Here is a 19,834-nt window from a genome sequence, read left to right as displayed (position 1 = left end):
GCGCTAAGCGCCGTAGTGACCCGTAATCGTCTCGAGCTCGGAATCGAGCGTGATCTCGCCGCCGTAGGGAATGACGTATTGGGGTCGCGTGTGGCCAAAGGGAAGGCCAAAGCAGACGGGCGTATCCGGGGCGTAGCGTGTGAGGTCGGCTAAAACGTAATCACGCTGCGCCGCGCGGCGAGCCGCGCGTACGCTCGCGGGTGCGGGATTGTCGCGATCATCAACGACCGGGCGGGCAACGAGTACGCCCGCGGCAGCCTCGAGGTAGCCCCTCTCTCCCATGCCCCGAATCCAGCGCCCCACTAGGTCGGGGCTCGGAAGCACCTCGGAGGTTTCGAAAATGAGAATGGCGCCGTCGAGCTCGCTGGGATCGGGCAGGTGATTTGCCCATGCGAGCTGATCGAGTACTTCGAGACATCCACCCCAGGTACCGCCCCGAACACGAACCTTAGGGCCGTAAAATTCCAGCGGGGCTGCCGCTTCCCGAGGAGAGGCTTCCGTAAGAGCGCGCTCCTCGCTCCAATCGAAGCCGTAGTCCTGGCTATCGGCCGGAAGAGCGTAGGTCAGGTCCCCTTCACCCGAGAGCGCCGCGCGAAGTGAGCTGAGGTGTTCGGCATCGACCGTCGGACCACTACCGAGGTGCACCATGGTTGAGCCTCCGTAGAAGCTCGCGATCCCGCGCGCGAAAAGCCATGCGCTCAGATTCGTGTTGTCGCTATAGCCGAAAAAAGGTTTCGGATCGGCGAGCGGGAGCTTCGGTTCCAGGTAGCGAAGAATCCTTATCTGGTCGTCGCCCCCGATTGTCGAGAAAAGCGCACGGATTTCGGGATCGGCGAAGGCGGCATTGACGTCGCGGGCGCGTTCCTCGGGGCTTGCTCCGAGCGCTCTGGTCGTGGGGTATTCGACAACCTCCACACCGAACAGCTCTTCGAGCCGGCGCATAGCCTGTTCATGGATCGCCGGGAAATACGCGGGCGCGGCCCACGCGGGCGAGAGAACAGCAACCTTGTCACCCTCGCGCACGGGAACGGGACGCACGAGGGACTTCATCGCGCGGCGCCCGTGAACGGATCGCTCGAGAGCGAGGACACTTCAACCTCGAGCTCCGGGAACTCTTCGCGCAAGAGGCTAGCGAGGTGTGGAAGATACAGCGATTCGCTCGCGTAATGCGGAAGGTCGATGAGCGCGGGCACGCGAGAATGATCAGCGCGGGATTCGAGATGTTCGAGAGCCGGGTGGTGGCGCAGATCAGACGTGATGTACAGGTCCACGCCTGCGGCCGTCGCGGTCTCGAGGAACGAGTCACCTGCGCCGGGGCACACGGCGACACGGCGCACCTTTCGCCCAGCATCCCCCGTGTGAAGAACGCCCTGCGCCGTCGCGGGAACAGCCCTGCTGATGAGCTCGGCGATTTCGCCTACCGTCGACGCTTCGGGAAGCTCACCTACGGCGCCGAGCCCGAAGAATGACTCGCTCTCCTCGGGCTTTCCGGGTTCAAGAGGCTTCGCTTCCTTGAGGCGAAGAAGATCGATCCATGCCCCAACGGTGCCGTGACGCGAGCGGTCGCTGTTCGTGTGCCCGCACCACAGGCCGCCCTGGGAGCGCAGGAGCTCGGTGGCGACGGCACCCTTACCGCACGTCGCGGGCAAGAAGCTCGCGCCCCTCAAAAGGAGTGGATGGTGGGTGATGAGAAGCGTCCCGTTCTTCTGAGCAGCCTCACGAGCCTCGGCAACCGTCGGATCCACGGCGAGGCGCAGCCGAGCGACCTCCCAGGCCGGATCCCCGAGTACGAGACCCACGCGGTCCCACTCCTCCGCCCAGGCCAGCGGGTAGAGATTTTCGAGAAAAGAGGTCACACGGTTGATCGCTGTCACGGGTTGCTCCTTGGTGCAGTGAGGAATAAGGGATCAGGCGTTAGCTGCGCGCGCTGTCTGGGCTTCGGCAAGCGCCGCCTGATACGCCTTCCACGGCATGAGCACGCACTTTACGCGCCCCGGGAACTTCGCGGCGCCCACGAGCGCGATGCCATCGCCAATGATCTCCTCATCACCCTCGTTCTTGCCACGCGAATGCATGACCTCGTCGAAGTGAGCGTAGGTTTTCTGCGCGTCCTCAAGGCTCTCGCCAATGAGCAGGTCGCTCATGATCGAGGCGGACGCGCGGCTCATTGCACAGCCAGTCGCGTCGTAGGAAAGATCCTTGATGGTCGGGTTATCGGCATCGCCTTCGAGCTCGATTCGCAGCGTGATCTCGTCGCCGCACGAGGGGTTCACATGGTGTACTTCAGATTGGAACGGTTCGCGCAGCCCGAAGTTCTGGGGCCGCTTGTCGTGCTCAAAAATGAGCTCGGAATACATAGCGTTGAGGTTCATCGATCAAATCCTTTGAAAAACGAGATGGCTTCCTCGAGCGCGGAGGCGAGGCGATCAACTTCGTCGAGTGTGTTGTACACGCTAAAGCTCGCGCGAGTCGTTCCATGAACACCATATCGACGATGAAGCGGCCACGCGCAATGATGCCCCACGCGTACTTCGACACCGAGTGAGTCGAGAACCTGCCCGATATCGTGCGGGTGGCGTCCCTCGACGCTAAAGGCAACAGCGCCCACGCGGCCGGTACTCGGCCCCTTGCCGATAATCCGTACGCCGTCGATCTGCGAGAGGTTGTCCAGGGCCCGCGCGGTCAGCGCAGCTTCGTGGGCGGCAACGTTCGCCATGCCCAGGTTCCGGAGGTATCCGACGGCCGCCTCGAGGCCCACCGCTTGCGAAATCATTGGGGTGCCGGCCTCGAAACGTGCTGGTGGCTCCGCAAAAGTGGTGCGATCCATGTGGACGATTTCGATCATCGAACCGCCAAGTATAAATGGAGGCAGCTCTGCGAGAAGCTCGTACCGCCCCCACAGCGCGCCGATACCTGTGGGTCCCAGCATCTTGTGCCCCGAGAAAGCGAGGAAGTCGACGTCGAGCTCGGTCACGTCAATCGGCATGTGCGGAGTGGATTGGCAGGCATCAAGAACCGTGAGCGCGCCGACCTCGCGGGCCCGCTTCACGAACTCACGCACGGGATTGATCGTGCCCAGAACGTTCGACTGATGCGTGAAGGCGAAAACCTTCGTGCGGTCATTGAGAAGGGACTCAAAGTCGGTGAGGTCGAGCTCGAAATCGTCCGTGAGCGGAAGGTAGCGCAGCGTCGCTCCTGTGCGCCGAGCAAGTTCCTGCCACGGCACGAGGTTCGAATGGTGCTCCATTTCCGTCACGAGGATCTCGTCGCCCTCACGCACGCGCAAATGCTCCGGGGTCGAAGCATCGCCATTGCCGAGTGCGTACGCCACAAGGTTGAGGGCCTCGGTCGCATTCTTCGTGAAAGCAAGCTCGCGAGGATCCGTCGCGCCAATAAAGGCTGCGATCGATTCACGCGCCCCCTCGTAACGATCCGTTGCCGCCTCCGCGAGCTGGTGGGCGCCGCGCTTAACCGCCGCGTTGCTCGCCGTGAGAAACGCTACTTCGGCATCGATCACGCTCTGGGGGCGCTGACTCGTCGCCCCCGAGTCCAGATACACCAGCGGTCTTTCATCCGCGAGGTTCTGATGGAGAATCGGGAAGTCGCGGCGGATAGCCTCGACGTCGAGCCCGGGATGCTGCGCGGACACTTCAGGTGTCATGGATGAATGCTCCTTGTCGACCGTTCGAGCGTGCGACCTCCAGTATAGGAATTTTGCAAAACCGAAAGCGCAAATCTGTGGGGAATATGTCAGAGCCTCACACGAGCCGTTCGGGCCACGGGCCCCGCCCTTCGTCCGGAGCGAAGATACAAGCGCTGCGCCCGCATTGTCGACACGCCGTGCGCTCACCGCGACTGAGCAACCAGAACACAACGTCACAACACCCTCACTCTTCGCGAAGATTGAGGGTGGCGATGGTGGACCTAGCAGAAAGCTTGTAGAAACTCGCCCCACCGGTGGGCTACATGAGATCACTGCACCGAACGATCCGCAGTCGCGCGGGGCGGCTTACCCAACGTGAGCCAGAACCGGTAAGTCCGCACCGCAGCATCGGTAGCGAGGCAGTCGACTCTCTGGAACGGCGGTATCACGATAGCGAGGCGCTTCGCGCGATCGCGAACGATGTCGGGATCAGCCCGTCCGACTATCGGCGCACTGCGAAGGGACGCACTCTCACGGAGACCAGTCCGTGGCCATTAGCGACGCAGGGCGGCCCCGAATCAAAAGGCCCCCTCACGACAGGAGTGCCGTGAGGCCGTCGGAGAGAATCTCGCGTGGGCTGACGTGGTGCGTCGCGTGGAGCCGCGCATAAGTAGGAGCTTGGTCAGGGTCAATGGCGACGCGCTTCTCGTCAGACGCCATGGGTGCGGTCAGCGAGGCGCCAATCACCAGGTTGGACAATCGGTAGGCAGTTCCCAGCGGATCCGGGGTGCCCGCTTGTTCGAGCAGGACGCACATCCGCTCGGAAAGGGCCAGGTACGCCGGGCCCCTGGGAGCGCGCATACCGATGACCTGACCGGCCCACCGGTGGGTCGTGAGGTGCGCGAAGAAGGCGTGCATCAGGGCAGACAGGTCGGCGTTGCGGATCGACTCGGACATCACGGGATCGTCTGCAAGCGCTGTGTCGAGGGCGAGGTCGAACAGATCGTCGACGGATTCGACGCGGGAGTACAGGCTGGCTGGAGCGACCCCCACCTGTTGTGCCACAGATCGCAGGGTGAGGGCCCTCAACCCGCCTTCGTCCAGCAGCCTCACCGATGCCCTCGCAACCTCCCCGATGTCCACTGCGCGGAGGCGTCGCACAGGTTTGCGATGTTCCCAGTAGCTCACCCCACCAGCCTAACCAAACACGCTTCCGTTAGCTATCCATTCTATGTTAGGTTTCGCGCATGCTGGATGCCACCACCCTCCCGATCACCTTTGAGAACACTCGCCTACGTCCCCTCTCTGAGCTGGACGCAGACGCGTATGCAGCCGGCACCAAGGATGAAGCTGTGCGGCGCTTCGGCCACCTGCCCGAGTCCGACTACACCCCCGAGTCCGTGCGACGGATGATCCGTGACGAGGTTGCTGAGGGTCTGTCGTCCGGCACGCTGGCAGTTCTCGCACTTGCCGACGCCGAGACGGACCGGTTTGTGGGCTCCTTGGTGCTCTTCGACGTCAGCTCCGAGGCTGCCGAGGTCGGGTTCTGGATTCATCCGGATGCGCGGGGAGCAAGGCACGCTCGTCGGGGCCTGGAGTTGGCATCGCGCTTCGCACGCAACAGTGGACTGCGAACCTTGACAGCACGCACGCTCCTGGAGAACAAGGCCTCCCAGCGGTGCTTGACGAACGCAGGGTTCCATGAGGTCGAGCGAGCCGTCGGGACCACGCCCGCAGGACAGCGCGAGGAACTTTTCCATTACCGGCGCGATCTCAAGCCCACCGCCCAGTGGCCGTTGGCGACGGAGCGGCTTCGGCTCCGTCCGCATAACGCCGACGATACCGAATGGCTTCACGAGCTGTACTCGCGACCCGACGTTGCCCGCTACCTGCTGGACGAGCCATGGACCGCGGAAGTCACCCACGACAAGCTCACCGAACGTCTTGCGAAGACTGACATCGATGGCGAGACTGGCGCGCTTGCGCTGGTCATCGAGCATGACGGCGTCCCAATCGGAGACGTCGCGTTGTGGCTCACCGATCACGAGCACCGTCAAGGCGAGATCGGGTGGGTTCTCGACCCAGCGCACGGTGGGCAAGGTTTCGCCAGCGAAGCCGTCCGAGCAGTACTCGCCCTCGGGTTTGACCACTACAAGCTCCACCGCATCACCGCGCAGATGGATGCCCGCAACAGCGCCTCGGCAGCACTGGCTCCTCGTGTCGGGCTCCGGCTCGAAGCACATCACGTCCAGGACTGGTTCAGCAAGGGCGAATGGACCGACACCCTCATCTTCGCGCGACTTGCCTCCGAGCACATGCGCCAATGATCAGGAGTCTGACTTTCATGCTCCCTGTATACGGCCCCCAAATCTACCGCGCTCTGACGACGTATCGGAATATTGCAAGGCTGAGATGACTCAAGATCCCCTGCGCCGGCCTCGCAGCGCACACGGTGGTTCGTGCTCACCGCCGTCTCTCTCGGTTTGCTGCTTGCAACGGTCGACACTTCGATTCTCTACGTGGTCGTGCCTCTTCTGACGGACGAGTTGTCGGCGAGCGTAAGTGAGTCACTGTGGATTATCAACATGTACCCCCTCGTCATGACTGGCCTACTGCTGGGCACCGGGACGCTCGGGGATAGGTTCGTACACAAGCTGGTGTTCCAGATTGGCATCAGCGCGTTCGGGATAGCTTCCCTACTCGAAGCCTTTTCTCCAAACGTGTGGGTGCTGATCGTCGCGCGGGCACTACTCGCGGTGGGTGCAGCACTGATGCTGCCCGCGACACTCGCGATCATCCGGTTCACGTTCGAGGACGAGGATGAGCGCAACGTCGCCATCGCTGTTTGGTCGAGTGTCTCGATCGGTGGCATTGCCTTCGTGACCGGACGATGACCCGTCGTTTGTGTTCTCATTCGAGGATGATGAACTCCTCTGAGCTAACCCGTCACTGGAAGCGTTGGCATTTCCCGAGGTGAACTGGGCAACTCCTACCATCGCAAGAAACGCAACGACAGCAACAATTGCGACAACAATATACGCGGTGCGCCTACGCCCCCCGTTTGGCTGTGCGCGATGAACCGTTGACCATAAGTCACACCTTAACGCTCCAGAACACAAAAATCTCGGGACATCGAGCGAACGTTGACTCGAGGCACTTTGACCGATCATCCAAGAGTCGACTTCACCGCGGTTGAATCGGTTGATGCTGATGGTCCATACCTTCTAGGGGCGGTCGTCGTAGCAGGGTCACGTCAACATGACCGAACCCCAAGAGGTGTGTTACGGTGCCCGGGGAGAGCGCGTCTGAGGAGACCTCGGCCCCCCGAGACCGCAGGCAGATGCCAACTTATCGCCGGCGATTCGCCGCCTCAATTGAAGAGGGGAAAAATGACCATCCTTCGCGGACCATTCGAGGTCACCACTGACAGTGAGCCCCCTTTCTATGAACAGGACGGGGTCACAATCAACCGCAATGTGGTGCGTAAGACCTTCACAGGTGCGGTCACCGGCACCTCCGAAGCGCATATGATCGCAGCGCGCACCCCGGATCCCGGTTCGGCTGGTTATGTCGCGATCGAACACTTCACCGGCACCGTTAATGGCAAGGAAGGCACCTTCGTCTTGCAACACCATGGAATCGTCGCTCATGGGGAACCGGAGTTGTCCGTGGTTATCGTTCCTGGGACGGGTACTGGTGAGCTGACCGGGATCAGTGGCACCTTGACCATCGACGACGTTGACGGTGACCACTCCTATACGTTTGACTACAAACTCGCATGACTCGCTGGCTTGTCATGCCGCGTGGCATCAACGTAGGTAACAACAACCGGGTACCAATGGCTGAACTGCGTTCCGCGCTCACTGACGCCGGGTTCGAGGCTGTCGTCACGATTGGTCAAAGTGGGAACATTATTGCCACTCGGTCAGGGAGTGAGGATCAAGTTATCATTGAGGTGCAGTCGGTAATGGCTGATGCCTTTGGAGTTACGGTCCCCATGGTGGTGCGGCAAGCCGACGAAGTACGCGAGGTCTTGGCGAGCAATCCTTTAGCAGACGTCGCTACCGACTATTCCAAGTACTTGGCTATCTTCCTGTCTGCAACGCCCGCTATGGCGGAAGTTGCGGCCCTAGAGTCAGAAGATGTCAGTCCTGAAGTAGTACGGCTCATCGGGCGCACCGCGTTCGTGTGGACCCCTGGTGGCGTCAAGGCGATGAAGGTCTCACATACTGCCTTGGAGAAGCGCTTCGGGGGGACGGCGACCGCTCGAAATTGGAACACGCTCATGAAGATCGCTACCAAGCTCTAACCGCAACCCAAGGGGAATCAGCGGATTGCCCCGGGCACGATGGCACCGCCGGACAAGTTTCTTGCTTCCCACTGTCTAGCGCGAGACCGACGGGCTTCTCAGGCGAGCGTGTTGTGCATCATCTTCTGCGACTATCTACGACATGTACCGCAGTGTCATGCACCCGCTCCGCGATCCTCGCCGAACGCGCCGAAGCCGAGATCGAACGCACCTACCAGCGCAACTCCCTGAGCCCAACCCAGGCTGAGCACGTCCGGAAGGTCCTCAAGGACGTGTTCGACCAGCTCGAAGGATCCAGCGAGGACGAACGCAAGCTCCTGACCGCCCAGCGCGACAAGCTCGAAGCCGAACGCCTCAAGCTCGTCCAGGCCCACTACGCCGACGCGATCCCCCTCGACCTCCTCAAGAGCGAGCAAGACCGCATCCGCGCCAGCCTCGACCAGATCAGCACACGGCTCGACAACCTCACCGACACCTACGCCGAGGCCCGAACAGGCTTGGACCGGCTCACCAAACTCCTCGACAACCTCTACAACAAGTGCGACCCAGCCGAACGACGCATCCTCAACCGCGCCCTGTTCACCCGCATCACCATCAACGACGAAGAAACCGCCACCTACACACCCGAGCAGACCACCGCCACCGTCCTCGCCCACACCAGCTTCGACGCCCCGGCGCACGTCACCGCAGAAACAAACTTGCCCCGCCATCAGGCGGGGCAAGTTTCGATTTTCTCATCTTACGTGGGTCTTGAGGGACTCGAACCCCCGACATCCACGGTGTAAACGTGGCGCTCTAACCAACTGAGCTAAAGACCCGCGCAGGACATCATCCCACGACGTGCAGGATTCGGCAAAACGGGGAGCGAGCGAGCGTCGATCCGTCTGCCAGCAGCCCCTTACGAACGCGAAGCGAGACGCGTACCGGACCAATCCGGCGCAAGCGACACCGCATTCATCCCGCGGAGCCCCGCAGTATTCGCTGCTTCCTGGATGTCGGCGGGATCCACGTGACCCGGACGGCCGGGCTTCGGCGTGAGGAGCCACACTGGACCACCCGCAACGAGACTCGAGAGACAATCGACGAGACCGTCGGTCAGGTCGCCGTCGCCATCGCGCCACCACATGATGACGCCATCCACGATTTCGCGGGAGTACTCATCTTCGAGATCGGCGTCGATGAGATCCTCGATGGCATCGCGAAGGTCGAGGTCTACATCGTCGTCGTACCCGAACTCCTGCACAAGCTGGCCTTCGTGGAACTCAAAAACTTCGGCAAGGTTGTCGCTCGAAGCTGCAACCGGTGACAAGGGGCGACTCCTTCGGGGATCGGAAAGTGAGATGGGGATCTCGGGACGCTCCAACTGTACCGAAGGTCCATGGCGGTGTCACTCACAAAAAACGATACGAGAAATAACCGAACCCGGTGAGAGCCACGGCACCTTTCGCGCCCGCGCGCTCACGTCTCTTTCGGGCGCACGCTATACGCTAGACGAGCACAAAGGCGGGCCCAAAGGCACAGCCCCTTTTTCACCCACACCATGAGGGAGAACAAAAGCGTGAACTCGAACGACATCACCGGGCGTCAAGGAATCGGTCTTCCCAGCCACGCGAACGACGTGGATCCCGAAGAGACGAGGGAGTGGCTGGAATCGCTCGACGCAGTCGTCGCGAACGGCGGCGCTGAGCGCGCCTCGCACATCGTCGGCAACCTCCTCACGCACGCACGCGAGCGGGATCTGGACGTGCCGAGCGTGGAGAACACCGACTACGTCAACACGATTGCGGCGAAGGACGAGCCCGAATACCCGGGCGACCTCGAGATCGAGAAGTCGATTCGTCGCGCCGTGCGCTGGAACGCGGCGATGCAGGTGCATCGCGCCCAGCGCCCCGAGATCGGTGTGGGTGGCCACCTTTCGAGTTACGCCTCGATCTCCACCGTGTATGAAGTGGGCTTCAACCACTTCTTCCGCGGCCGCGAGCACCGCGGTGGCGGCGACCAGGTTTTCTTCCAGGGCCACGCCTCCCCCGGCATCTACTCGCGTGCCTTCCTCATGGGCCGCTTGAGCGAGCAGGATCTCGACGGCTTCCGCCAGGAAAAGTCGAACCCGCGGGGCATCCCCAGCTACCCGCACCCGCGCGCAATGCCGGAATTCTGGCAGTTCCCGACCGTGTCGATGGGTATTGGCCCCGTCAACGCCATTGAGCAGGCCTCGATCAATCGCTACCTCCACAGCCGCGGCCTCAAGGACACGAGCGAACAACACGTATGGGCCTTCCTTGGCGATGGCGAGATGGACGAGGTCGAGTCACGCGGTGCTCTCCACATCGCCGCGAATGAGCAACTCGACAACCTCACGTTCGTGGTCAACTGCAACCTTCAGCGCCTCGACGGCCCCGTGCGCGGCAACGGCAAGATCATTCAGGAGCTCGAAGCTCAGTTCCGCGGCGCGGGCTGGAATGTCGTGAAGGTCGTGTGGGGCGAGGGCTGGGACAAGCTCTTCGCCGCCGATACCGACGGCGCCCTCGTGGACCTCATGAACACGACCCCGGATGGCGACTTCCAGACCTTCCGCGCCGAATCTGGCGGCTTCATCCGCGACAACTTCTTCGGCCGAGACCCGCGTACGAAGGCGCTCGTCGAAGACATGAGTGATGCCGATATCTGGTGGGGTCTCAAGCGCGGCGGCCACGATCCGAAGAAGATCTACGCGGCTTTCAAGCACGCGACCACCGTGAAAAACGGCAAGCCGACCGTCATTCTCGTGCACACCATCAAGGGCTACGTGCTCGGTAAGAAGTTCGCGGGCCGCAATGCCACGCACCAGATGAAGAAGTTCACGATCGACGATCTCAAGCAGCTTCGCGACACGCTGCATATCCCGTTCACCGATCAGCAACTCGAAGCGGATCTCTACGATCAGCCGTACTACATGCCGGCGGAGGACTCCCCCGAAATGCAGTACATGCGCGAGCGTCGCGCTGAACTCGGCGGCGTTGTTCCCGACAACCGCCACAAGAAGGCAACGTTCACCGTTCCCGGCGAAAAGACCTGGGCCGTCGCGAAGCGCGGCTCGGGCAAGCAGGAAGTCGCCACGACCATGGCGCTCGTGCGCCTGCTCAAGGACCTCATGCGCGACAAGGAGACCGGCAAGTACTGGGTGCCGATCATCCCCGACGAAGCGCGCACGTTCGGCCTTGACGCGATGTTCCCGACCGCGAAGATCTACAACCCGAAGGGTCAGAACTACCTTTCGGTGGACCGCGATCTTCTCCTTGCCTACAAGGAGTCGGCGCAGGGACAGATCAAGCACATGGGCATCAACGAAATCAGTTCGACCGCTGCCTTCACTGCCGCGGGTACTTCGTATTCGACGCATGAAGTGCCGCTCGTGCCGTTCTACATTTTCTACTCGATGTTCGGCTTCCAGCGCACCGGCGATTTCTTCTACGCCGCGGGCGACCAGATGGCCAAGGGCTTCGTGATCGGCGCGACCGCCGGTAAAACCACCCTCGCGGGTGAGGGTCTCCAGCACATGGATGGCCACTCGCCTCTTCTCGCCTACACGAACCCCGCGGCGATCATCTACGATCCCGCTTACGGTTACGAGATCGGCCATATCGTGCGCGATGGTCTCCAGCGCATGTACGGCGATAACGAGGAGCGCCTCCAGGAAGTCTTCTACTACCTGACCGTGTACAACGAGCCGATTCACCAGCCCGTTGAGCCTGAAAACGTTGATGTCGAGGGCATCATCAAGGGCATGTACAAGGTCGACGAGGTCCAGGAGGGTGATGGCCCGGTCGCGCAGCTCATGGCGTCGGGTGTCGCGGTTCCGTGGACTCGCGAAGCTCGCGATCTCCTTTACAAGGACTGGGGCGTGCGTTCGGCCGTATGGTCGGTGACATCCTGGAGCGAGATGCGTAACGACGCTCTTGCCGCCGATAAGCACAACTTCCTCCACCCCGAAGAAGAACCCAAAACCCCGTGGATGGTGGAGAAGCTCAAGGATGCCGAGGGCCCGTTCGTGGCGACGACGGACTTCGACTACCTCGTTCCCGACATGATTCGCCCGTGGATCCCGAACGACTACGCCGTACTCGGTGCCGAAGGGTGGGGCTTCTCGGATACTCGCGCAGCGGGTCGCCGCTACCTGCACATCGACCGCGAGTCGCTCGTGGTACGCGCCCTCAAGTCGCTCGCTGATCAGGGCAAGATCGATCGTTCGGTCGTCAAGCAGGCCATCGACAAGTACGATCTGCTCAACGTGAACGCCGGCTCTTCCGGTATGGCGGGCGGGGACGCCTGAGCATCATGACCGCTGAACTGCCATGGCTGCACATCGACGCCTCAGCGCCGAATGCCGCCGCGCAGCTCCACGATGCGATCGCGAACGCCGCTGCGGAGGGCACTCTCGCCCCGGGTGAGAAACTGCCCTCCGTGCGGGCGCTCGCTGAGGCCTGCAACGTCGCACCAAACACGGCCGCGAAGGCCGTCAAGTCGCTTGCAGCGGCGGGTATTGTGGAGACGGATGGGCGGCACGGCACGCACGTGAAGGCCTGGGGCGAGGTGGAACGCTCACTTCAGGCGGCTCTCGCGCACGCCGCGCACCTGGCAGTTTCGTCGGGGGTAGGGTCCGACGCCTCCCTCGCAATGTTTGAGGCCGCGCTCCGCACGGAAGCGGCCTCGTCCCGATAGACATGTGAAAGGACAGTGGCGTGCTCGTCATTGCATCGCCCGGACAGGGCGCCCAGAAGCCGGGGTTCCTCGCCCCGTGGCTCGAGATCGATAGTGTCGCCGAATACGCGGGCTCTCTCGGTGAGGCCGCTGGCGTGGACATCGTGAAGCACGGGACCGAGTCGGATGCCGAAACGATTCGCGATACTGCCGTCGCGCAGCCTCTTCTCGTCGCGTCGAGCCTCATCGTCCACAGTGTTCTCTTTGGCGCCCTCGATGTCCCTCGGCCCGATTTTTATGCCGGGCACTCCGTGGGCGAGGTTGCCGCCGCGGGTCTCAGCGGCGCACTGACGGAGACCGATGCGATGGAGTTTGTGCGCGACCGGTCGAAAGCCATGGCCAAAGCTGCTGCCGCGGAACGAACCGGTATGGCTGCGGTCGTGGGCGGTGTGCGCGAGGAGGTGCTCGAGAAAATCGAGGCCGCAGGTCTCGTGCCCGCCAACATTAACGGGGCTGCCCAGGTCGTTGCCGCGGGTTCTCTCGCACAGCTCGAAACGCTGAGGGAGAATCCGCCAGCTAAGGCGCGAGTGATCCCGCTTCAGGTTGCCGGTGCTTTCCACTCGCCATACATGGCGAGCGCTCGCGAGGCTCTCGCCGCGCGCGTAAGCGACTATTCGGTGCGCCAACCCCAGATTCCCGTGATCTCCAACGCCGACAGTGCTGTGGTGCGAGAAGGCCAGACGTTCCTCAACTCGATCGTCACCCAGGTTGCCCACACCGTGGATTGGCTCGCATGTATGCGCACCTTTGAGGCTGAGGGCGTCACCGGCATCCTCGAACTTGCCCCCGCGGGTACCCTCACGGGTCTCGTGAAGCGCGATGCAAAAGCTCTTGCACGTTTCGATCTCAACACTCCCGATCAGCTCGATGCCGCACGCGACTTTGTGCGCGAGCACGCTGGCCAGGCCCCGAAGGAGGCGTAATCTCGGTGGTCACTCTCCGCCCCTCGAAGCCCGTTGCTGGCTCACAAATTCTCGCCTATGGCGCCGCACGCGGCGAACTCGTTGTCACAAATGACGACATTGCCGGCCCCATTGATTCCTCGGATGAATGGATCCGTCGCCGCACCGGCATCGTGACTCGCAAACGCGCCAGCGACGACGTCCACGTGATCGACCTCGCCGAGGAAGCCTCGCGTGACGCCATTGAAAAATCTGGAATCAACGCCGCAGAGATCGACACGGTGATCGTGTCAACGATCTCGTTCGAATACCAGACGCCCTCGGCGGCAACACTGCTCGCCGCGCGCCTCGGCATTGAGGATGCCGTTGCCTACGACATCTCGGCGGCGTGCGCGGGATTCTGCTACGCGGTGGGCCAAGCCGACGCCCTTGTGCGCTCGAGCGCCGCAAAGAACGTTCTCATCGTGGGGGCCGAGAAGCTGTCGGACCTCATCTCCCCCACCGACCGTTCGATTTCTTTCCTTCTCGGCGACGGTGCGGGAGCCGCGATCATTAGCGCGAGCGACGAGCCTAAGATTGGCCCCACGATTTGGGGCAGTGACGGCGAGCACTGGGACACGATCCGCATGACCCATTCGCTTCTCGACTACCGCGATAAGCCGGAGCTGGGCTTCCCCACGCTCGAGCAGGACGGCCGCACCGTGTTCCGCTGGGCCGTGTGGCACACGGCTGAGATTGTTCGAAAGGCGCTCGACGAAGCAGGCCTCACCGTTGACGACATCGACGTGTTTGTGCCGCACCAGGCCAATATGCGCATCATTGATGAGCTCGCGAAGCAGCTCAAGCTTCCCGAGAGTGTGGTGATTGGCCGCGATATTGCTGACACCGGTAACACCTCTGCGGCTTCCGTACCGCTCGCGGTTCATCGCCTCCTCGACGAGGGCCACGCGAAGTCCGGAGATGTGTGCGTGCAGATCGGCTTCGGTGCCGGCCTCGCGTACGCGTGCCAGATCGTCGTGTTGCCGTAACCACCGCCTTGCGGCGACTGGTTCCAGTTTTGCCCCGAGCGAAGCCTCGAGGAGCAGGATCCCAGGGCACGAAACGACCGGCAGTAGCGAGACACGCGTCAAACTTGCCACCATTGGAACCACAACCTTCAGGTTTCGCGCTGTAGGCTAATGCCGCTGATTTAGTTCATAAAAGCACAAAGGAGAGCCTCCATGGCACACACCGAAAACGAAATCCTCGCCGGCCTCGCCGAGATCGTGAACGAGGAGACCGGTGTTGAGACCGCTGACGTTCAGCTCGACAAGTCGTTCACCGACGACCTCGACATCGACTCGATCTCGATGATGACCATCGTCGTGAACGCCGAAGAAAAGTTCGACGTGCGCATCCCCGACGAAGAGGTCAAGAACCTCGTGACCGTTGGTGACGCCGTGAAGTTCATCGAGAACGCTCAGGCCTGATTCTTATCTGGTGCGCGCTCGCCCGTTTGCGGCGGGCGCGCACCTTAATCATTTCCCCCTTTTTCACCACGCCCGCAAGGAGAACCCATGAGCGAGAATCCTCGCGTAGTTGTCACCGGCCTCGGCACATTCAACCCGCTTGGAGTCGACATCGAGAGCTCCTGGAAGGCTGCCCTTGCGGGAGTATCCACCGCGCACACGCTTGAGAATGATTGGGCGGAGCGCTACGGGCTCGCGGTGAACTTCGCCTGCACGGTCGCGGGCGATCCTCTCGAGCACCTTTCGAAGCCCGAGGCAAAAAAGCTTGATCCGAACGGGCAGTACGCGATGATCGCTGCGCGCGAGGCGTGGGAGGATGCGGGCAGCCCCGAGGTCGATCCTCTGCGACTTGGCGTCGTGGTTGGTACCGGCATCGGTGGCGTGTGGACGATCCTCGATCAGTGGGACACCGTGAAGGAACGCGGCGCGCGCCGCGTCAACCCGTTCACCGTCCCCATGCTCATGGCGAACTCCGCGGCCGCGCACATCGAGATTGAGTTCGGGGCGAAAGCCGGTGCACACACGCCCGTCTCGGCGTGCGCCTCGGGCGCTGAAGCACTCGCGCACGGCCTCGACTTCATTCGCAGCGGACGCGCCGATATCGCGATCGTTGGCGGCACCGAGGGCTGCGTGCACCCGCTCCCCCTCGCGGGCTTCGCAAATATCCGCGCGCTCTCCACTCGCAACGATTCACCTGAGACAGCCTCGCGTCCCTACGACCGCGATCGTGACGGCTTCGTCCTCGGTGAAGGCGCAGGCATCATGGTGATCGAGACCGAAGAGCACGCGAAGGCACGCGGTGCGCAGATCTACGCCTACCTCGCCGGCCGCGGCATGGCGTCCGACGCCCACCACATTTCCGCGCCGAGCACCGAGGGCCAAGCGCGGGCAATCCGCGAGTCGCTCGAGGATGCGGGCCTCACCGCACGCGATATCGTCCACGTCAATGCCCACGGCACGTCGACCCCGCTCGGCGACCTCAACGAGCTCGAGTCTCTTTCGATCGCGCTTGATGGTGAAACTGACCAGATCGTCGTGACCTCCACCAAGTCAATGACCGGTCACCTCCTCGGCGGCGCAGGCGCTGTCGAGTCGATCTTCTCCATCCTCGCACTGCACAATCGCGTTGCGCCGCCCACGATCAACATTGAGAACCTCGATGAGGGCGTCACGATGGACATTGCGAACGGCACGGCACGCGAGCTTCCGAGCGGCGACATCGCCGCGCTCAACAATGCCTTCGGCTTCGGCGGCCACGACATGTCAGTCGTATTCGCGAGCGCATAAACCGCGCGCACATATAGGCGTACGAAAACGGGGTCCGACGGTTGTCGGGCCCCGTTGTTCCGCATATGAGGAGTATTCGTAGGCCCGGCGGGGCTTGAACCCGCGGCCGACGGAATATGCCCGTGTGTGAGTCAACCAAAATCGCATACATCGCATTTGCGCAGGTATACCAACGAGCGCGGGGATCATCGAGGCCATGTTGAGAGCAGAGTCGATCGTGTTTTGAATGTCCTCGAAAAACCCGCTCGGCGGCTTCGTTTGGAACTTCCCGATCGCGTTATTGGATGTCCACCGGATCACCGGCACGAACCTGTTTTGACTGCTCACGTTGCCATAGCACTTTGAGGTCGTCGAAGTGGACGAATCAAACGTCCCATCTGCCAAGACGACCGACCCATCTGACCCTCGAGGCACCGGCGTGCTTTCACCAACGGCACCCATGCCCTCGCCCGTGAGCGCTTCGTTGCCGATCTGGAGCACACCTTCACCGTGGGCAAGCGCCCGCGCCGGAGTAATGACAAGTGTGAGGGCTGCAAAGATCACCGCCGCGATAACAGCGAAGCGGCTAAGGCGTTTGGCGTGCGTGAGGGTCTTAGCGTCCATGACCGGCTTTCCTTGAGTGGGCATATAACCCGAACCATGCACACGCCACCCACCCGAGACCGAGACCGAGCCCGAGCCCGAAATACGAGGGCGCATAACCCCGTGCAGCAAAATGCTTTAAGCGAGCAGATTTCTTTAGTTTTGAGGAGTACCGATGGATCCCGTACGAAACCCCTATTCCCCCGGTGGGAGCTTTCAGTAAACTCCCCGACCAGTTGTACCGGGTTCGTGGCTACACCCCGGTCACACCGGGTTCCGATTCCGGTTACACGACAGAAGTCAATTATTTGACGTGAGCAGAAGCGCTCCTTAGAACGGGAAGTCAGGAAATTCCGCTTCCGCCTCTTCCTGCCTCTCGGCAAGCTCCACGCTCCACCGTGAACGCTCGACAAGCTCGTCAAAGGTGAGCACCTCCGGTGACTTGCGGTTCGAGCGGAAACTTTCAAAGCTAAGGAATTTCGAGCCAATTCGGTTGCCTTGGGCGCGGCTCAAATCGCACATGGGCCGATCTTCAGAAACGAGCGTGGTTCAACCAAGTATGCACCGTCGCCAGTGTTGTCTCCCTCGTTGTCCCTCTCGGCAATCCATCCGGCAAGGTTCTCCTTGGCGGCGCGAACCGTCGTCGAACCCCGAGGTGTCCCCGCTGCAAACGGGAATCGAGTCGAGGCTGCGGATGAGGTAGATAAGTTTGTTCGAGCCTTCCCGGTTCAAGATGATGTGGCCATCGAGTTTTATCCCCTTCGTATCATTGCTTGGGGCCTGAAAACCGATCTCCCGAACTACGCCAGGCTCGTGCGCAACTTGAATCTCGAATTGGCGACGCTGTTTTTGCAACTTTGCCGGAATCTCTGCCATCTCTGCTCCTTCCACTGTCTCTTGAGCAGCACACACAGCTGCACCGCTACCCGGAACTTGACTAATTCAGTGCTCGCTGTATAGTTCAGTGCATGCTGACTATTACTTCGCGTCTCGACGTAATGAACCGCCTGGGTCGTGCACTGGCCGACCCCACTCGATCCCGGATCATCTTGACCCTGCTCGACCATCCCGCTTACCCGGCGGAACTATCCCGAGATCTGGACCTGACACGCCCGAACGTGTCCAACCACCTGGCATGCCTGCGCGATTGCGGGATCGTCGTCTCCGAGCCCGAGGGTCGTCGGACACGATACGAGATCGCCGATTCGCACCTGGCGCAGGCGCTGACGGCACTGGTCGATGCCACCCTGGCAGTGGACGAAGACGCCCCGTGCATCGACCCCGCCTGCTCGCTTCCCGAATGCAACGTAGCTGGGGAGGGCGCATGAACCTCACCACGGTCTTGCAGGCGATAGGCCTGTTCGCAGCTACCAACATCGACGACATCATCGTGCTCTCCCTCTTCTTCGCGCGAGGGGCACGCCAGAGCGGCACCACCGCCCGTATTTTGGCCGGCCAGTACCTCGGATTTGCCGGCATCCTCGTCGCCGCGATCCTTGTGACCATCGGCGCCGGAGCATTTCTGCCCCCGGCAGTCATTCCATATTTTGGTCTCATCCCGCTGGGCATCGGCCTCTGGGCCGCATGGCAGGCCTGGCGCGGAGACGATGCCGACGATGACGACGAGGCCAAGGTTGCCGGCAAGAAGGTCGGCGTGTGGACAGTCGCAGGCGTCACTTTTGCCAATGGCGGCGACAACATCGGTGTCTACACCCCTGTATTCCTTAGCGTGCAACCTCTCGCAGTGGTCACCTACATCGTTATCTTCCTCGCGCTCGTTGCGGTCCTGGTGGCCCTGGCAAAGTTCGTCGCCACCCGCCCCCCGATCGCGGAAGTGCTCGAACGCTGGGAGGACATCCTCTTTCCCATCGTTCTCATCGGCCTCGGCATCGTGATCCTCGTCAGCGGCGGAGCCTTCGGGCTCTGACGTAGCGGCAGTGTTCCAAAAGGCCCCGCCCGTGCCAACCTCATCAACAAGGGTCTCGTGTACGCTCCCGATTGAAGCGTCCTGGGTTTGGTTCCGCTTCTTTTACGGCCCTGTGTTGATGGGCTGGGTGAGATAGTACTCGGTTTCTACTTCCTGTGGGGTGGTGTACTCCAATGCTTCGTGAAGACGCTTGGTGTTCCACCAATGCACCCACCGCAAGGTGGCCAATTCGACTTCTCCGACCGACGTCCACGGACCTTGAGCATGAATCAGTTCCGCCTTGTAGAGGCCGTTGACTGTTTCGGCTAGAGCATTGTCATAAGAATCCCCGACTGTTCCCACACTCGGACGGATTCCGGATTCCGCTAGCGCGGTGGAATACGTCAGTGACACGTACTGGCTGCCCCGATCACTATGGTGAATTAACTGGTTTTCATGAATTCGCCCGCAGTCGTTAACGCATGCTCCAAAGCCTCCATGGGCAGCGCATCGGTACGCATCGTCGAGCGTGTAGCAACACCAACAATTTTTCGGCTGTAGACATCCACGACAAACGCGGTGTAGGCGAATCCTGACAGGGTACGAACATAGGTAATGTCGGTAACCCAAAGCCTGCCTGGCGCTTGTGCACGAAAGTCTCGCTGTACAAGGTCTGGGCGATGATCCGGTGCCTTCGGGCTAATCGTTGTCACAGGGGTTCGTCCACGCCTGCGGCCCCAAACACCAGCGAGCTTCATCAGGCGTGCGGTCTTGTCGCGGCCAATATGGAAGCCTTCACGGTTCATCGCGTGCCACATCTTGCGGATGCCGTAAACCGAGAAATTCTCCGCATGCACACGCTGAATCTCTGGGATAAGCAGGCTATCGCTTAAGGCCCTTGCACTGGGAACACGTGTAGAGGCTTTGCGGTAGCCGCGTGAAGTAATGAGGCTCTTCGCC

20 protein-coding genes, 1 tRNA gene and 1 pseudogene are annotated in these 19,834 nt (G+C 61.6%); 12 read left to right on the top strand and 10 right to left on the bottom strand.

What is annotated here, in order from left to right; translation table 11 throughout:
- Window positions 1-3 precede the first annotated feature (3 nt).
- The 5 genes from D8M36_RS00650 to D8M36_RS00630 form a co-directional block, all read right to left on the bottom strand.
- On the bottom strand, window positions 4-1,050 hold the full coding sequence (locus D8M36_RS00650; RefSeq protein WP_126845917.1) for a S66 family peptidase: 1,047 nt from the start codon (window positions 1,048-1,050) through the stop codon (window positions 4-6).
- A complete protein-coding gene (locus D8M36_RS00645) occupies window positions 1,047-1,874 on the bottom strand; it encodes a Nif3-like dinuclear metal center hexameric protein (protein WP_065247763.1) in 828 nt (275 codons plus the stop codon). The genes D8M36_RS00650 and D8M36_RS00645 overlap by 4 nt, the downstream gene beginning before the upstream one ends.
- A 33-nt stretch (window positions 1,875-1,907) precedes the next feature.
- Window positions 1,908-2,372: a Fe-S cluster assembly sulfur transfer protein SufU gene (sufU, locus tag D8M36_RS00640; protein ID WP_065247762.1), complete on the bottom strand. Its 465-nt coding sequence runs from the start codon at window positions 2,370-2,372 to the stop codon at window positions 1,908-1,910.
- Window positions 2,369-3,661, bottom strand: a complete 1,293-nt coding sequence (locus tag D8M36_RS00635) for an aminotransferase class V-fold PLP-dependent enzyme (protein WP_126845915.1) — start codon at window positions 3,659-3,661, stop codon at window positions 2,369-2,371. Before D8M36_RS00635 ends, sufU begins: the two co-directional genes overlap by 4 nt.
- Window positions 3,662-4,234: 573 nt before the next feature.
- Window positions 4,235-4,756 (bottom strand): TetR/AcrR family transcriptional regulator, encoded by a 522-nt coding sequence (locus D8M36_RS00630; RefSeq protein ID WP_065248736.1) that lies wholly within the window; start codon window positions 4,754-4,756, stop codon window positions 4,235-4,237.
- Between the two features lie 134 nt (window positions 4,757-4,890).
- Between D8M36_RS00630 and D8M36_RS00625 the strand changes: the two genes are divergently transcribed.
- The 4 genes from D8M36_RS00625 to D8M36_RS00610 all read left to right on the top strand — a co-directional run bounded on the left by D8M36_RS00625 (window position 4,891) and on the right by D8M36_RS00610 (window position 7,952).
- Window positions 4,891-5,970 carry a GNAT family N-acetyltransferase gene (locus D8M36_RS00625; RefSeq protein ID WP_126845913.1) on the top strand — a complete coding sequence of 360 codons (1,080 nt, stop codon included), beginning with the start codon at window positions 4,891-4,893 and terminating at the stop codon, window positions 5,968-5,970.
- Between the two features lie 132 nt (window positions 5,971-6,102).
- The gene (locus D8M36_RS00620) at window positions 6,103-6,537 is read left to right on the top strand and encodes an MFS transporter (protein WP_126845911.1); all 435 of its coding nucleotides are present in this window, start codon (window positions 6,103-6,105) and stop codon (window positions 6,535-6,537) included.
- 495 nt (window positions 6,538-7,032) lie between these two features.
- Window positions 7,033-7,425, top strand: a complete 393-nt coding sequence (locus D8M36_RS00615) for a DUF3224 domain-containing protein (RefSeq protein WP_074296846.1) — start codon at window positions 7,033-7,035, stop codon at window positions 7,423-7,425.
- Window positions 7,422-7,952, top strand: a complete 531-nt coding sequence (locus D8M36_RS00610; RefSeq protein ID WP_074296847.1) for a DUF1697 domain-containing protein — start codon at window positions 7,422-7,424, stop codon at window positions 7,950-7,952. The genes D8M36_RS00615 and D8M36_RS00610 overlap by 4 nt, the downstream gene beginning before the upstream one ends.
- Before the next feature lie 155 nt (window positions 7,953-8,107).
- On the opposite strand, the gene D8M36_RS00605 is transcribed toward D8M36_RS00610, so the two are convergent.
- From D8M36_RS00605 to D8M36_RS00595, 3 genes are all read right to left on the bottom strand, one after another.
- Window positions 8,108-8,662: a hypothetical protein gene (locus tag D8M36_RS00605; protein WP_161970173.1), complete on the bottom strand. Its 555-nt coding sequence runs from the start codon at window positions 8,660-8,662 to the stop codon at window positions 8,108-8,110.
- Between the two features lie 34 nt (window positions 8,663-8,696).
- A tRNA-Val gene (locus D8M36_RS00600) sits at window positions 8,697-8,770 on the bottom strand.
- A gap of 80 nt (window positions 8,771-8,850) precedes the next feature.
- Window positions 8,851-9,261, bottom strand: coding sequence for a DUF3052 domain-containing protein (locus tag D8M36_RS00595; RefSeq protein WP_074296849.1), 411 nt, complete (start codon window positions 9,259-9,261; stop codon window positions 8,851-8,853).
- Between the two features lie 231 nt (window positions 9,262-9,492).
- Here D8M36_RS00595 and aceE point away from each other — a divergent pair, with 231 nt between their 5' ends.
- From aceE to D8M36_RS00565, 6 genes are all read left to right on the top strand, one after another.
- Entirely contained in the window at window positions 9,493-12,261 is a 2,769-nt protein-coding gene (aceE, locus tag D8M36_RS00590) for a pyruvate dehydrogenase (acetyl-transferring), homodimeric type (protein WP_126845909.1), read from the top strand.
- Window positions 12,262-12,266: 5 nt separating this feature from the next.
- The gene (locus D8M36_RS00585; RefSeq protein ID WP_126845907.1) at window positions 12,267-12,650 is read left to right on the top strand and encodes a GntR family transcriptional regulator; all 384 of its coding nucleotides are present in this window, start codon (window positions 12,267-12,269) and stop codon (window positions 12,648-12,650) included.
- Window positions 12,651-12,670: 20 nt separating this feature from the next.
- Window positions 12,671-13,612 (top strand): ACP S-malonyltransferase, encoded by a 942-nt coding sequence (locus D8M36_RS00580; protein ID WP_126845905.1) that lies wholly within the window; start codon window positions 12,671-12,673, stop codon window positions 13,610-13,612.
- Window positions 13,613-13,617: 5 nt separating this feature from the next.
- The gene (locus D8M36_RS00575; RefSeq protein WP_126845903.1) at window positions 13,618-14,619 is read left to right on the top strand and encodes a beta-ketoacyl-ACP synthase III; all 1,002 of its coding nucleotides are present in this window, start codon (window positions 13,618-13,620) and stop codon (window positions 14,617-14,619) included.
- Between the two features lie 192 nt (window positions 14,620-14,811).
- Entirely contained in the window at window positions 14,812-15,060 is a 249-nt protein-coding gene (locus D8M36_RS00570; RefSeq protein WP_055087801.1) for an acyl carrier protein, read from the top strand.
- Window positions 15,061-15,147: 87 nt separating this feature from the next.
- A complete protein-coding gene (locus D8M36_RS00565; RefSeq protein WP_126845901.1) occupies window positions 15,148-16,386 on the top strand; it encodes a beta-ketoacyl-[acyl-carrier-protein] synthase family protein in 1,239 nt (412 codons plus the stop codon).
- Window positions 16,387-17,298: 912 nt separating this feature from the next.
- On the opposite strand, the gene D8M36_RS00560 is transcribed toward D8M36_RS00565, so the two are convergent.
- Window positions 17,299-17,490, bottom strand: coding sequence for a hypothetical protein (locus D8M36_RS00560; RefSeq protein ID WP_126845899.1), 192 nt, complete (start codon window positions 17,488-17,490; stop codon window positions 17,299-17,301).
- A gap of 446 nt (window positions 17,491-17,936) precedes the next feature.
- Here D8M36_RS00560 and cmtR point away from each other — a divergent pair, with 446 nt between their 5' ends.
- Both cmtR and D8M36_RS00550 read left to right on the top strand, forming a co-directional pair.
- The gene (gene cmtR, locus D8M36_RS00555; protein WP_126845897.1) at window positions 17,937-18,296 is read left to right on the top strand and encodes a Cd(II)/Pb(II)-sensing metalloregulatory transcriptional regulator CmtR; all 360 of its coding nucleotides are present in this window, start codon (window positions 17,937-17,939) and stop codon (window positions 18,294-18,296) included.
- A complete protein-coding gene (locus D8M36_RS00550) occupies window positions 18,293-18,895 on the top strand; it encodes a cadmium resistance transporter (RefSeq protein ID WP_126845895.1) in 603 nt (200 codons plus the stop codon). The genes cmtR and D8M36_RS00550 overlap by 4 nt, the downstream gene beginning before the upstream one ends.
- 102 nt (window positions 18,896-18,997) lie before the next feature.
- Here D8M36_RS00550 and D8M36_RS00545 read toward each other — a convergent pair.
- A pseudogene (locus D8M36_RS00545) lies at window positions 18,998-19,830 on the bottom strand (IS3 family transposase); the annotation flags it as partial.
- Between the last annotated feature and the right edge of the window lie 4 nt (window positions 19,831-19,834).

The sequence above is a fragment of the Dermabacter sp. HSID17554 genome, from assembly GCF_003989295.1.
Lineage (GTDB): Bacteria > Actinomycetota > Actinomycetes > Actinomycetales > Dermabacteraceae > Dermabacter > Dermabacter vaginalis.
Note: the sequence above shows the minus strand (reverse complement) of the source record. Positions and strands in the feature narration are given on the sequence as shown.